The 13,150-nt window shown below is 70.5% G+C and carries 12 protein-coding genes; 5 read left to right on the top strand and 7 right to left on the bottom strand.

The window, feature by feature from the left end:
- Positions 1 to 34: 34 nt before the first annotated feature.
- The 6 genes from PPSIR1_RS44755 to PPSIR1_RS46960 all read right to left on the bottom strand — a co-directional run bounded on the left by PPSIR1_RS44755 (position 35) and on the right by PPSIR1_RS46960 (position 7,317).
- Positions 35 to 3,412, bottom strand: coding sequence for a type IV pilus secretin PilQ (locus PPSIR1_RS44755; protein ID WP_006976104.1), 3,378 nt, complete (start codon positions 3,410 to 3,412; stop codon positions 35 to 37).
- 188 nt (positions 3,413 to 3,600) lie between these two features.
- Complete coding sequence (locus PPSIR1_RS35545) at positions 3,601 to 4,203, bottom strand: hypothetical protein (protein WP_006976103.1); 603 nt, start codon at positions 4,201 to 4,203, stop codon at positions 3,601 to 3,603.
- Positions 4,200 to 4,838, bottom strand: a complete 639-nt coding sequence (locus PPSIR1_RS35540; RefSeq protein ID WP_086001983.1) for a type IV pilus inner membrane component PilO — start codon at positions 4,836 to 4,838, stop codon at positions 4,200 to 4,202. Before PPSIR1_RS35540 ends, PPSIR1_RS35545 begins: the two co-directional genes overlap by 4 nt.
- Before the next feature lie 4 nt (positions 4,839 to 4,842).
- Positions 4,843 to 5,580, bottom strand: a complete 738-nt coding sequence (locus tag PPSIR1_RS35535) for a PilN domain-containing protein (protein ID WP_006976101.1) — start codon at positions 5,578 to 5,580, stop codon at positions 4,843 to 4,845.
- Entirely contained in the window at positions 5,577 to 6,632 is a 1,056-nt protein-coding gene (pilM, locus tag PPSIR1_RS35530) for a type IV pilus assembly protein PilM (RefSeq protein WP_006976100.1), read from the bottom strand. The genes PPSIR1_RS35535 and pilM overlap by 4 nt, the downstream gene beginning before the upstream one ends.
- A gap of 241 nt (positions 6,633 to 6,873) precedes the next feature.
- Positions 6,874 to 7,317 carry a helix-turn-helix transcriptional regulator gene (locus tag PPSIR1_RS46960; RefSeq protein WP_232296599.1) on the bottom strand — a complete coding sequence of 148 codons (444 nt, stop codon included), beginning with the start codon at positions 7,315 to 7,317 and terminating at the stop codon, positions 6,874 to 6,876.
- A gap of 473 nt (positions 7,318 to 7,790) precedes the next feature.
- On the opposite strand from PPSIR1_RS46960, the gene PPSIR1_RS35520 reads away from it, so the two are divergent.
- Both PPSIR1_RS35520 and PPSIR1_RS35515 read left to right on the top strand, forming a co-directional pair.
- Positions 7,791 to 9,206 carry a sigma-54-dependent transcriptional regulator gene (locus PPSIR1_RS35520; RefSeq protein WP_006976098.1) on the top strand — a complete coding sequence of 472 codons (1,416 nt, stop codon included), beginning with the start codon at positions 7,791 to 7,793 and terminating at the stop codon, positions 9,204 to 9,206.
- 210 nt (positions 9,207 to 9,416) lie between these two features.
- Positions 9,417 to 10,184, top strand: coding sequence for an alpha/beta hydrolase (locus tag PPSIR1_RS35515; RefSeq protein ID WP_006976097.1), 768 nt, complete (start codon positions 9,417 to 9,419; stop codon positions 10,182 to 10,184).
- Here the strand turns inward: PPSIR1_RS35515 and sfsA are convergent.
- On the bottom strand, positions 10,169 to 10,999 hold the full coding sequence (gene sfsA, locus PPSIR1_RS35510) for a DNA/RNA nuclease SfsA (RefSeq protein ID WP_006976096.1): 831 nt from the start codon (positions 10,997 to 10,999) through the stop codon (positions 10,169 to 10,171). The genes PPSIR1_RS35515 and sfsA overlap by 16 nt on opposite strands.
- A gap of 67 nt (positions 11,000 to 11,066) precedes the next feature.
- On the opposite strand from sfsA, the gene PPSIR1_RS35505 reads away from it, so the two are divergent.
- The 3 genes from PPSIR1_RS35505 to PPSIR1_RS35495 are packed head-to-tail and all read left to right on the top strand — an operon-like array spanning position 11,067 to position 13,142.
- Positions 11,067 to 11,336: a hypothetical protein gene (locus PPSIR1_RS35505; protein WP_006976095.1), complete on the top strand. Its 270-nt coding sequence runs from the start codon at positions 11,067 to 11,069 to the stop codon at positions 11,334 to 11,336.
- 7 nt (positions 11,337 to 11,343) lie between these two features.
- Positions 11,344 to 12,318, top strand: coding sequence for an RluA family pseudouridine synthase (locus PPSIR1_RS35500; RefSeq protein WP_006976094.1), 975 nt, complete (start codon positions 11,344 to 11,346; stop codon positions 12,316 to 12,318).
- A 38-nt stretch (positions 12,319 to 12,356) separates the two neighbouring features.
- Entirely contained in the window at positions 12,357 to 13,142 is a 786-nt protein-coding gene (locus PPSIR1_RS35495) for a hypothetical protein (RefSeq protein WP_157596322.1), read from the top strand.
- Positions 13,143 to 13,150 lie beyond the last annotated feature (8 nt).

The following is a 13,150-nucleotide window of genomic DNA, read 5'->3' as shown; positions in this document are numbered from 1 at the left end:
AGCCTCCCCCTGCTGCATGGATTCGTCCGAGCGCCTAGCCGCCGATGCTCTCGGACCGGTTGACGATGCGCGGCGTCAGGAAGATGAGCATCTCCGAGCGGTCGTCGCGCTCCGTGCGGTTCTTGAAGAACCACCCGATGATCGGGATGTCGGCGAACCAGGGGACCTTGGAGTGGTTGATGGCCTGGTTGCGCGTGTAGATGCCGCCGATGACGGCCGTGTCCCCGTCGGTGATGAGCAGCTGCGAGCGCGCCGACTTGGTCAGGATGGTCGGATCACCCCGGGCGCCGGTGTTGACGAAGTCGGCCTCGTTCTTTTGGACCTCGACCTCGAGGAGCACGGCGCCCTCGTTGGTGACCTGGGGCGTGACCCGCAGGCCGAGGGTCGCGTTGACGTAGCGGGTGTTGACGCCCTGGGCGGACACCTGGGCGATGGGGATCTGCACGCCCTGCTCGATCTGCGCCTCGGTGTTGTCGAGGGTGACGATCTTGGGCGCCGAGATGATGCGGACGTCGCCCTCGTTCTCGGCCGCGCTCAGGCGCAGGTTGGTGTTGAGGTTGCCCGAGAGGCTGCCGAAGCTGAAGCCCAGGGCGCCACCGGAGCCGGTGCCGACGACCGCGGGCAGGTCCACGGCGTAGTTGGGGTTGGCGGCCGCGCCCGGGAGGATGAGGCCGTTGACCGGGGACTGGTTGCTGCCCGAGCCGCCGCCGATGCCGATGGCGTTGGGGAAGAGCAGGCCCGTGGGGTTGCCCGTGCCGGGGCTGGCGACGAAGTCGAAGCCCCACTGGATGCCGAGCTGGCGCAGCCAGTTGGTCCGGGCCTCGACGATGCGGGCCTCGATCAGCACCTGCGGCGTCTGGCTGTCGAGCTGGCGGACCAGGGACTCGGCCAGCGCGATGTTCTCGGCCACGTCCATGACGATCAGCGTGTTCGTGCGCGTGTCCGGGGTGACCGTGCCGCGCGAGCTGAGCACGCTCTGGACCTTGGGCAGCATGTCGCCGACGTCGGCGTAGCTCAGCGAGATCAGCCGGGTCTCGAGGGGCTTGAGCTGGACCCGCGCGTTGGCCTCCTCGATGGCCTTGCGGCGCTCATCCTCGAGGGTCGCCTGGGTGGCCACGCGGATCACGTTGCCCTCCTGGACCATGCCGAGGTTGAGCGAGCGCAAGATGATGTCCAGGGCCTGGTCCCAGGGGACGGCCGAGAGCTTCATGGTCACCGTGCCCTGGACCTCGGGGCCGGCGATGATGTTGACCCGGCCGATGTCCGAGAACAGCAGCAGCACGTCCTTGATCGGCGCGTCCTGGAGCTCGATGTCGATGGGCTCGCCGCGCCAGCGGCTGCGGCCGCCGAGCTTGGTCCCGCCCCGCGCGGCCATCACCGGCGGCGTCGAGAAGCCCGAGACCTTGGTCCCGCCGAGGCTGACGACCTCGCTGTGCTCGACGGGCGCGCCCTCCCCCGCCTGCGGCTGGGGTGCCCCGCCGGCCGCGGCCAGCTGGCCCTGCTGCGCCGAGGCCGAGGCCGGGGCGGTGCGCTTGGACTTGGGGAAGGTCCAGACCAGGCGGTTGCCCTCGCGGTCGAGCTCGAGGGTCGAGGGGTCGCCGGAGGAGGCGACGATGATCTTGACGTCCCCGCCCTCGCGGAAGCTGGTGATCCGGTTGACCGGGCCGCCGAAGCTGGTGGTGTCGAGGCTGCGCTCGAGCTGTGCCGCGATCTCGGCGTCGCGCAGCTCGAGCACGCGCATGGTCGGCGTCAGGCTGCTCGCGTCGTAGACCACCGGGCCGTCGAGCTCGACGACGATGCGCGCGCTGTCGGGGCCGTCGATGAAGCGGACGTCGCGGACCGCGGCCTCGCCAGCGGCGGCGCGCTCGGCCTCCCACTGGTGCTTGAGCGAGCGCCCCTGGGCGTGGGCCGCCAGGCGCTCCCCGAGGGCGGCGCTGGCCGTGTGCACGCCGGCGGTCAGGGCCGCGAGCTCGGCCTGCTCGCGCTCGGCCTCGTCCTGGGCGGCGTCGAAGCGCGCCTGGGCCTTGCTCAGGTTGGCCTTGGCGCGACGGTGGGCCCGGCGCTTGCGCGGCGCGGCGCCCTCGTCTCCGCCGAGGGCCTGGTACGCGTCGCGGGCCTGGCCCAGCTCGCGCTCGGCCGCGGCGAGCTGCTCCCCGCGGGTCATCAGGTTCTCGCGCAGGGTCGTCGCCTGCTCGCCGCTGCTGGCGAGGGCGTCGGCGAGGACCTGGCGCTCGCGCTTCATCGCGGCGAGCTCGGCCTTGGCCTGCTTGGCCCGCTTTTTGGCCCCCTCGACCGCCGAGGCGGCCTGGTCGACGGCGCGCTCGAGGGCCGCCCGCTTTTGCTTGCTGGCCTTCTTGCCCGCCTGGCGGCTGGCCTTGCGCGCGTCGGCGAGGGCCTCGTCGGCCTCGGACTCCGAGCGCTCGGCCTGGGCGACCTCGCGGCGCAGGCTGTCCATGGCCGCGTCGGCGTCGCTGAGCAGGGCCTCGGGGCTGTTGGCCCGGGCGGCCTCGGCCTGAGCCTGGCTCGCGCTCTCCTGGGCGGCGAGGGCTTCGGCCTGGGCCTGGGCCGCGCGGCGCTCGGCGACCAGGGCCTTGCGCTCGGCGGCGAGGGCCTCGGCCTCGGACACCCGCGCGTCGGCGACCTTGCGCGCCTCGAGCAGGGTGTCGGCCGCCTCGCTCTCGATCTCCTTGGCCCGCTTGCGCGCGTCCTCCTCGACGCGCTCGGCCTCGGCCTCGGCCGCGGCCCGGATCCGCTCCGCCTCCGCCCGGATCCGCTCCGCCTCGGTCTCGGCCGACTTGGCCCGCTTGGCCGCCTCGGTCGCCCGCTTCTCCGCCTGCTTGGCCTTGCTCTCGGCGCTGTCGACCCGGCGCTCGGCCTCGGCGGCCCGCGACTCGGCCTTGTCGACCTTGCGCTCGGCCGCAGCCTCCATCGACTGGATCTCGGCCTGGCGCTTGCCGGCGCTCTTGCGCGCGAAGTAGGCCTCGGGCGCGACCTCCTTGGGCGTGACCGTGATGACCAGGTCCTTGCCCTTGGGCACGACGATGTAGCTGGCCTCGCGCTTGAGCTCGACGGTGACGCGCGCGAGCTTGCTGTCGCGCTCCTCGACCGAGCGGATCGAGACCCGACCCACGGCCCAGCTGTCGACGGGCACGTGGGGCACGGCCTCGCCGCGCTCGCTCGCGCTGACGTCGACGACCAGGCGATCGGGGCTCGACAGGCGGTAGACGTTGAAGGTCGGCTCGACGTGCCCGCTCAGGCGCAGGATGGTGGTGCCGTCCTCGAGCTCCTCGACGGTCAGCCCGTCGATGCGGTTGGCCTGATCGGCGCTCCGCGAGCGCTTCGAGGCGGACTTGGCCTTGGGCGAGCCCGCCTCGGCGGGTCCGTCCATGGTCAGGACCAACATCGCCGGCATGGCGAGAGCCAGGAGCGGAGTCCAGCGAGTCTTGCGTTGGTGCTTGGCTTTGCGCTGAGGTTGCATGAGGTGGATGCCGTCGCCAGGTGCAGGCGCGACGGTGCCCGTTGCCCGTCGGCGAGCCGGCGGGTGCGAGAAGGTTCAGGTGAACGAAGAGGCGGCGGACGGGACAGGGTCCGCGCGGTGAACTAGCGGTTCTTCAAGTAGATGACCTTTCGCTCACCACGATCCAAATTCCAGCCAGGTGTGAGCTCCGGGTCGACAATCTCGACCTCGATGTAGTCGCGATTGACGGAGGCGAGCAGCAGCTCCTGGGAGCTGAAGTACTCCCCTTGCTTGATGCCCTTGGACTTGTTGTCGCGGCCCGCGAGGAACAGGGCCGTCGGCGAGACGTTGCGCCCCGCGTTGACGATCGCGATCAGCCGCAGCTCGTCGAAGCCGTACTCGCGCAGCTTGACGCTGCGCTGGGCCTTGGGCTCCTCGATGGGCACCGGGGCCTCGACGACCTCGGCGGCGAGGTAGTTGTGGAAGGGGTCCCGGCTGCGACCGGTGAAGTCGTCGCGGGTCAGCTCTGGGCGCGGGCGCGTGTTCTCTTCCTGGGGCGCCTCGCCCTGGGCCGCGCCCATGGCGTCGCCCGAGCCGCTGCGCCGCGTCCCGGCGCCGCCCTTGGACTTGTTGCCCATGCCGCGCACGTTGGTGTTGGGCTGCTCCTCGGCGCACCCGAGCAGGCCCGGGGACGCGAGGCCGACGAGGGCCAGGGACAGGACCAGGTTGTGGGGCCGCATGGTCATCGCTTGCTCCTGCGCGTGCTGTCCTCACCGCCCGCGTTGCTCTGCTCGTTCTCGCTGAGCAGGCGGAAGGTGCTGGCGGTGAAGTCGACGGCGAGCAGGGGGAAGCCGCTGTCGTCGAATTCTCGACCGAGCTTCATCTTCACCGCCTCGATGTTGACGATCTTCTTCATCTCCGAGACGCGGCGGTAGAACTCGCCGAGCTCGTGCCAGGTCCCGACCGCGGTGACCTCGACGGGGATCTTGGCGTAGAAGTCGTGGCGCTCTTCGGACTGCGGCACCCAGCGCTCGAGCTCCAGGCCGACGCCTCGGGCCTCGCGCTGGAAGGTGCTCATCAGGTGGTCGACGGTCGAGGGATCGACCGGCACGACCTCGAGCATCTTCTCGAGCTCGCGGTCGCGCTCGGCTTGCTCCTTGACCCGCTGCTCGTAGTTGGCCAGCTTGTCCTGCGCCGCCTCCAGGTCCGCCTCGGCCTTCTTGACCGCGGCCTGATTGGCGTTGCGCTCGGTGACCGCGTCCGCGTAGTAGATGTAGTACCAGCCGACCATCACCAGCAGGGCGCCGACCACCCACCCGGCGGCCAGCTGCCACGGGGGCAAGGTTTCGAGTACGTCCAGGCTAGAGCTCGATTCAGCCATGTTCCTAGTCCCAGTACGCGACCTGCGCGGTCATCTCGAAGGTGTAGTAGTCGAAGTTGGTCTCGCCGGGCTTGAGCGGCTTGTCGGAGCCGCTGGTCGTGCCCTTGTCCTTGTACTCCTCGAGGGCGTACTCGGGGTGCGAGACCGTGGCGAAGCGGGCTGAAGCGCGCAGGCGCTTGACGAACTCGGACAGGTCGTCCGGATCCCGGGCGCCGCCGATGATCTTCAGCACGTTGTTGTCGTCCTCGTCGAGCTTGGCCAGCCACACGCTGTTGGCCTCCCACGAGGGGTCGAGGCGGGACTGCGGGTCCAGGGCCTCGCGCCGGCGCTGCTCGGCCTCGTCGACGTCGGGCATCTCGCCCGTGGTCAGGATGTTGGCCAGCTCGTAGAACACGAACACCGGCGTGCGCCGCTTCTTCTCGAGGGCCTCCTTGGCGGCCTTGAGCTCCTCGTAGCGGTTGTAGCGGGCCTGCAGGCCCTCCTCGTCGATCTGCGCGTTGATGTCCTTGGCCTCTTTGTCGATCTTCGCGGCCTTGCGCTTGAGCGCGGCGGCGTCGGCCTTGACGGACTGCAGCATGAAGTAGCCGATCACGCCCACGCCGATCCATCCGGCCAGCATGCCCACGAGGATCAGGCTGCCCTTCGAGACGTCGGTCGTCGGGACGATGCTCCCGACCGCGCCTCCAGTGCGCGACGAGGCCCCCCGACGCTTGGCCGTTGGCGATAGGTTGATGCGAATCATCGGTGGTCTCCTGGGGCGCGCAGGGCGAGGCCAAAGGCGACGGCGGCCACCGGGGCGTTGGCCCGGAGGTAGTCGACGTCAAAGCGACGCGCGTCGACGGTGACGCTTGCGAAGGGATCGAGGATCTCCACGGGCACCCGAGAACGATCTTGGATCGCCCGCGGCAGTTGCGGTACCAGGGCGCTCCCGCCGGTCAGGTAGACCTTGGTCAGGTTGGCGTCGACGGCGTCATTGACGAAGAAGTCGATGGTCCGCTGGAACTCGGCGGACACCTGCTCGGAGATCTGGGCGAGCACCCGATGGACCTCCTGGGGTACGACTTCGGCAGCGCCTGGTGCGCCAGACCCAACTTTGTAAGCTTCGGCACCTTCTCGGCTGACGGCCAGGCGATGGCGGATCGCCTCCGTGTAGGTGTTGCCACCCGCTGACAAATTCCGGTGAAAGACAGGGTTTCCGTTGTGGATGATCGCGATGGTCGAGAACTGCGAGCCGATGTTGATGACCGCGACGGTCTCGTTCGGCGAGAAGCCGACGGAAGTCTCGACGGCGTTTTGCATGGCGAAGGCGTCGGTGTCGACGACCGCGGGGTTGAAGCCCGCGGCCGAGACCACCGAGACGTACTGCTCGACGATCTCCTTCTTCGCCGCGACCAGGCAGACCTCCATCTGCTCGTCGGGGGTGCGCTCGACGAGCACCTCCCAGTCGACGATGACCTCGTCCCGGGCGAAGGGGATGTTCTGTCGGACCTCCCACTCCATCTGCTCGGCCAGGGCCGCGCCCTCCATCGCCGGGATGTGCAGGCGACGGATGATCACGCTGTTGCCGGACACCGCCATGGCGATGTCCTTGCCCTTGAGAGAGATGCGCTTTTTGAGCCCGAGGATCGCGTTGGACACCGCCTCTTGATCGACGATCGTCCCCTCGACGATCGCCTCGGGCGGCAAGGGCTCGATGCCAAAGTTTTGTAGGGACGTACCCCTGCGGCTCTTCTTGATCTGCACGAGCTTCACGGAGCTCGAGCCGATGTCGAGGCCGATGCACTGCCGCGCCATCAGTTCCTCGCTCCCATCTCGTTTGAACAAACACCGCCAAATTCACTCGAATTCAGCCAAAAAGAGCCAAGTTTCACGGACGCCTCCGCCACGCGGGTTGGGCCCTCGCTGTCGCGGAGGGCACGGGTCGATAGGTTCACGTTGGGCACGACGAGCCCGCGAGTCGGCGTGGTCGCGCGCTCGCACGGCAGGACCAGCGCTCGACTCGAGCCGCCGCGCGGGGGCTCGACCGGCGTCCGGTCTAGGCGTCCATGTCGGGCCAGACCTCGGTCCGCGCCGAGGGCTTGAGGCCGAGGGCCTCGAGGATCTTGCGCTTGGTGTCCATGCGCGAGGGACAGCCCGCCTCGACCCGGTCGATGGTCAGCGGCGAGACCCCAGCTCGACGGGCGAGCTCGGCCTTGGACATCATCGCCTCCTGCCGAAGCTTGCGCACGTTGTTCGGCTCGAGCCCCGCTCGCGATCGCGCTCGCGACTTGCTCTTGGCCGGCTTGGGGCTCGGGGCGACGTTGGCCGCCGGAACGGCGACGGGGGTCTCCGGGGCGGAGACCGGCGCCGCTGCTGCACTCGGAGCCGGCTCCGGCTCCGGCTTCGCGCTCGCCACCGAATCCGCGGTCGAGGGCTCCTCGCTCGCCCCACCAAAGTCGCCGCTGGCTTCGGGAGCGCTCGGCTCCACGACCGTCGCCACGGAGACGGCCTTTGGCTCGGGTTTTCCTGAGGACTTCATCGCGTTGGCCGGGCCTTGGACTCGACTTGGACATTGTCAGCCGCGCTGCAAGTGGAGTCAACGGCCGCAGGCTGCCCAAATGATGCGTAATTGAGTGCAAGTGATAGGGATTTGATGGGTCTTTTAAGTGCTGGACCACGTGACCCCGCCCAGGATCGTGCTCGCTCGACGCTGCGTTCACGAATGAGTTTTCTGACGTAGACATGGGCAGGAGGGAGGTCTGGCGGACCGCGCGTACAAAAGCTTCCCACGCCGCCTTCCCGGATCCCAAAAATGCGAAGAAACTCCTGGCGGAACCCTGACTCTCTGAGCAGGTCGGAGCCCGCCGCGCAGTTCACGCCGACCGATCGGGGCGAGGCGCCAGATCCTCCCCACCCTGGCTCCGCCGCGCAGGTGGGCGTGCCAAGCGCACGGTCGACTCGTATGGTGGACCGGTGAGCGAAGGCTTCTCCAACGTCCTGGTCGTCGACGACGAAGAGCCCATGCGCCACATGCTCGAGCTGCTGCTGCGGCGCGCGGGCTTCGAGGTGGTGAGCGTCGAAAGTGGCGAGCAGGCCCTGGCCCACCTCGCCGAGCACAGCGTCGACGTGGTGCTGTCCGACGTGCGCATGCCGGGGCTGGGCGGGCTGGGCCTGGCCGAGCGCATGAGCGCCGAGCACCCCGAGGTGACCCTGGTGATGATGAGCGCCTTCGGCACCGTCGACCTCGCCCTCGAGGCCATGCAGCGCGGGGCCTACGACTACGTGTCCAAGCCCTTCAAGCGCGACGAGGTCGTGCTGACCCTGCGCAAGGCCGAGGAGCGCCTGCGCCTGCGCCGGGAGAACGCCCAGCTGCGCGCGCGCCTGGCCGAGTTCGAGGGCGGCGTGTCGGTCATCGGCAAGCTGCTGATCCACAGCGCCCCCATGCGCAAGCTGGCCGCGACCTTGCGCAAGGTCGCGCGCTTCGAGACCACCGTGCTGATCCTCGGCGAGTCCGGGGTCGGCAAGGAGCTGGTCTGCCGGGCGCTCCACGAGCTCGGCCCGCGCAGCGGAGGGCCCTTCATCGCCCTCAACTGCGGGGCCATCCCCGAGGGGTTGTTGGAGTCCGAGCTCTTTGGCCACGCCAAGGGGGCGTTCACGGACGCGACCCGGGACAAGGCCGGGCTGTTCGAGGCCGCCGAGGCCGGGACCTTGTTCCTCGACGAGGTCGGCGAGCTCCCGGTCAGCGTGCAGGTCAAGCTGCTGCGCGCCCTGCAAGAGCGCGAGGTCCGGCGCGTGGGCGAGACCGACGCCCGACCCGTGGACGTGCGGGTGGTCGCCGCGACCTCTCGACCCCTCGAGGAGATGGTCGAGGCCAGCGAGTTCCGCCGCGACCTGTTCTACCGCCTGGCCGTCATGCCCCTGTCGATCCCGCCGCTGCGTGAGCGTCGCGAGGACATCGCCCCGCTGACCGCCGACATCCTCGAGGCCATCAACCGCCGCCTGGGCACGACCATCGAGGGCCTCGACGCCGAGGCCCTGCGCATCCTCCAGACCTACGACTGGCCGGGCAACGTGCGCGAGCTCGAGAACACCCTCGAGCACGCCGCGGTGCTGACCGAGGGCGCGCTGATCAGCCCGCGCAGCCTGCCCCAGCGCCTGCACCGAGAGCGCCCCGGCGCCGACGCGGCCCCGGCCGACGACGGCAAGCACTTCCACCTCGAGTTCTCCATCGACGACCTCTCGGTCAAGCGCGCCGCCCACCGCATCGAGCACGAGCTGATCAGCCGCGCCCTCGATCAGACCGGCGGCAACCGGACCCACGCGGCCAAGCTGCTCGAGCTCAGCCACCGGGCGCTGCTCTACAAGATCAAGGACTACGGCGTTGGCTGAGCCTGCTTTGCCCCCACAGGGGCATCCGAAGCGGGGACGCTTCGTCGCTGTCCGCTCCTCCGCCGCTCGTGAGCGCGGGGCGGGAAGGGCAGCCTCGTCCACGGCGCGAGGTGGGCAGGGACTGTGAATTCATCCATGGTTTCTGACGCCCCTGCCGGCAAGCGGGGGTTGCGACGGCCCATCGAGCTGGGGCCTCCCGATGGCCCCCCGGTGCTGCTGCTCCACGGCCTGACCGGCTCGCCCTGGGACCTCGAGCCCCTCGCCGTGGCCCTGGCGGCCGAGGGTCGGCGCGTCAGCGTCCCCCGGCTCATGGGTCACGCCAGCCTCGAGGAGCTCGACGGCGTCCACTGGTGGGGCTGGTACCGCAGCGCCGAGCAGGCCCTGTGGCGGCTGTTCGACGGTCCGGCTCGCGCGGACTCGGGGACCGACTCCCGGACGGGGACCCGGGCGAGCGTGCTCGGCTTCTCCATGGGCTCGCTCCTGGCCCTGCGCCTCGCCGCCCACTACCCCCGCAGCCTCGCCTCGCTGGTCACCCTGGGCGTGCCCTTCGAGCTCCCCCGCTGGAAGATCGCCGCCGCCCGGACCCTCGCCAACCTCCGCCGCCAACACCCCGAGCTCGCCCGGCTCATCGGCCACCACCGCAAGGGCCGCATCGACGCGCGCAGCCAGGCGGTGGCCGAGGGCGGCCCCTCGATGCCGGCGATCCCCTACTCCTCCGTGGTCGAGCTCGCCGCCTTGCAGGCCGAGGTCCGCGCCATCCTCGACCGCGTGCGCGCCCCCTTGCTGCTGCTCCACGGCCGCTACGACCACGCCGCCCCCGCCTGGGGCAGCGCTCGGGTCAGCCAGCGGGTCAGCTCCGCATACGTGCAGCGCGTCGAGCTCCCCAACTCCTGCCACAACCTCGCCCGCGACCTCGACCGCGACGGCGTCCGCGAGCACGTGCTCACCTTCATCCGCCGCCATCACCGGGTCGACTGAGCTTGCTCGTCTCGCTGCGCGCGCTTGCCCTTCGGGTCGCGGCGCCAGCCGGAGTGGACCAGACGCTCGGCCCGCCAGCCTTCGTGGGGCTCGGTGTCGTAGGGCCGCAGGTCCACGGGGATCTCGCGCAGGAACTCGTAGGCCTCGAGGGTCGGGCGGATGACCACGGCCCGAAAGCGCACCCCGGCCTCGGCGGCCGTGCGCGCGGCCGCGGCGAAGGTCGGGTCGTGGAGGTCCGAGGGGCGGATCGCCTCGGCGTCGGGGCGCTGGATCGTGAACAGCACCGTGGCCTTGGCCCGGCCCTCGAGCTGCTCGGCGAGGACCTCGAGGTGGTGCGCCGCCCGGGCGCTGACCGAGTCGGGGAAGTAGCCGCGCTTGTCCGGGTAGACCAGGTGGCAGTTCTTGACCTCGACGAAGTGGGGCGTGGCCCCGTCGAGGAGAAAGTCCACGCGCGAGCGCTCGCCGTAGGCCACCTCGGCGCGCAGGTTCTTGAAGCGGCGCAGGCCCGGGAGCACCCGCGCCGCGAGCAGCTCGCCGACGAGGCGGTTGGGCGCGACCGTGTTCGCGCCGACGATCATCCCGTCCTCTTCGACGAGCTCCCAGGTGTACCGGAGCTTGCGCTTGCTGTCCGGCGGCACCGCCCACACCCAGCAGCGCACACCTGGACGGACGAGCCCCTCCATGCGCCCCGGGTTGACGCAGTGGGCCCGGATCCGCTCCCCCGAGTCGAGCTCGATCTCGGCGATGAAGCGCTCGTAGCGGTCGATGAGGCGGCCCGCGAGCAGCGGCCAGGGGTGGGGGACGCGGAGCAGCACGGGGGTCGGTGTACGTCAGCGGACAAAATTTTTCAGGTCCGCGGCCCGCGTGTGGCACACTCTTTCCGTGCCCCAGCAGATCATCGACAACGAAGCCCGGGCCCAGCAACTCGCGCGCGCGATCGCCTCGGACATCCAGCTCTACAACAAGGCGAAGATCGAAGAGGGGCTGAAGAACGACAACTTCTTCGAGGTCCTGGGCGAGGAGATCACCGAGGGCCGCGACCTGTTCCGCAGCCGCGTGACCGGCGAGCTGTTCCGCCGCAACTACTTCGACCGCGCCATCGTCGACCGCGTGATCAAGACGATGTCCAACCTCGACACCAAGATCTGGTAGTCGCGCCTTGAGCGTAACCCTGGTCCTCGGAGAGGACGCCATCGGCCAGCGCCTGGACAAGGCGCTGGTCGACGCGTTTGCGCGCAGCGAAGCGCACGAGAGCCTCAGCCGCTCGCAGCTCGCCCGGGCCTTCGCCGCCGGCGAGGTCCGGATCGCCGGGCGCAAGGTCAAGGCCAGCTTCAGGCTCGAGGCCGCCGGGGTTTGCGTCGAGCTCAGGGTGCCCGCGCCCGCGCCCCTGGCCCACGCCCGGCCCGAGGCCATTCCCCTCACCGTCGTCCACGAGGACGCCTCGCTGCTGGTCCTCGACAAGCCCGCCGGCATGGTCGTGCACGCCGGCCCCGGCCACGACTCGGGCACCCTGGTCAACGCCGTGCTCCACCACCTGCAGGTCCACGCCGACGCCCTGCCCGTGCTCCCCGGCAACGGCCCCGAGCGCCCCGGCGTGGTCCACCGCCTCGACAAGGACACGAGCGGACTGATCGTGTTCGCCCGCGGGCTCCGGGCCCAGACCGTGCTCGCCGAGCAGTTCCGCGACCACAGCATCGACCGGGCCTACCTCGGCGTGGTCCTGGGCCGGCCGAGCTTCGAGCGGCGCCGGCTCGAGACCACCCACGGCCGCGACCCGGCGGATCGCCGCCGCTTCGCCCCGGACCAGGGCACGCGCCGGGCCGTGACGACCATGGAGGTGCTCCGGCCCCTCGGCGCCCACGCGGCCCTGGCTCGCTTCACCCTCGAGACCGGGCGCACCCACCAGATCCGCATGCACGCGCGCATGGTCGGGCACCCGATCTTCGCCGACCCGCTCTACGGCCGCCGACCCAAGCACCCCGCGCTGCGCCGCCTCGCCGACGGCCTGGGCCGCCACGCCCTGCACGCCGCCTTGCTCGGCTTTGCTCACCCCGACGGCTCGGGGCGGCTGGTGCTCGAGGCTCCGCTGCCGCCCGAGCTCGCCGCGCTCGTCGCCGCGCTCGAAGCCATCTAGCTCGAAATAGCCACGGCGCCCGCTCGGTTGACGCTCCCGTGACCAGGCGAGCTCTCCCTGGGGATGTCATCGATGACCTGCTCGAAGTGGGCGAGACCCGCGCGTGGGCTGGCCGTCCGCAGCAGGGGGTGGTGATCCGCGGATACGACCTCTTCCTCATCCTCTGGGCCGTCGCCTTCTCGGCCATCCTCGCCGTCGGCCTGGCCCCGCTCCTGCGCGCGGCCCTGGGCACCGCCCCCGCCCTCCCGCCGGGCAGCGAAGGCTCGGTGTTCCTGCTCCCCTTCCTCGTCGCCCCGCTGTGGCTGCTGTTCGGGCGCCACTGGTTCGACGCCGAGTTCCGCGCCTGGACGACCTACGGCCTCACCGATCGGCGGGTCATCATCGTCACGGACTTTTGGCGTCGACGGGTCACGAGCATTCCCCTCGACGCGCTGCGCGAGACGAAGCTGTTCGCGCTCGCCGATGGCCGCGGGGACATTCGCTTCGTGCCGCGCACCTCCCAGTACCCCGCGTGCGCCGAGTACTTCGAGCGCATCGACGACGCCGCGGGTGTGCTCGCCAAGATCCGCGCTGCGCTGGCCCGCCGCCGACCCAAGGAGCGCGCGCCGATCCGGATCGAGATCCTCGTACTCCGTGGGCAGCGCGACCTTGGGGTGAGCTCCGCGGGTGCCGAGCCCGCCCTCACCCTGAATCTCGGCGAGCGCCGAGAGGTCGACGTGCGCGTGCACGCCGACGGCTCCGACGTCCTGGCCGGTCATCGCGTGATCGAGCTCCTGAAGCTCGGCGCGCTCGCAGCAGACTCCAAACGCGCGGCTCTTCGGTAGTGGATGGG

This window comes from Plesiocystis pacifica SIR-1, from assembly GCF_000170895.1.
Classification (GTDB): Bacteria; Myxococcota_A; Polyangia; order Nannocystales; family Nannocystaceae; genus Plesiocystis; species Plesiocystis pacifica.
The sequence above is the reverse complement of the archived record's forward strand: the minus strand, read 5'-3'. Positions and strand labels throughout refer to the sequence as shown.

Coding starts and splice junctions, on each gene's coding strand:
- PPSIR1_RS44755 (WP_006976104.1), bottom strand. CDS start 3,412: ATGCCGGCGATGTTGGTCCTGACCATGGACGGACCCGCCGAGGCGGGC.
- PPSIR1_RS35545 (WP_006976103.1), bottom strand. CDS start 4,203: ATGACCATGCGGCCCCACAACCTGGTCCTGTCCCTGGCCCTCGTCGGC.
- PPSIR1_RS35540 (WP_086001983.1), bottom strand. CDS start 4,838: ATGGCTGAATCGAGCTCTAGCCTGGACGTACTCGAAACCTTGCCCCCG.
- PPSIR1_RS35535 (WP_006976101.1), bottom strand. CDS start 5,580: ATGATTCGCATCAACCTATCGCCAACGGCCAAGCGTCGGGGGGCCTCG.
- pilM (WP_006976100.1), bottom strand. CDS start 6,632: ATGGCGCGGCAGTGCATCGGCCTCGACATCGGCTCGAGCTCCGTGAAG.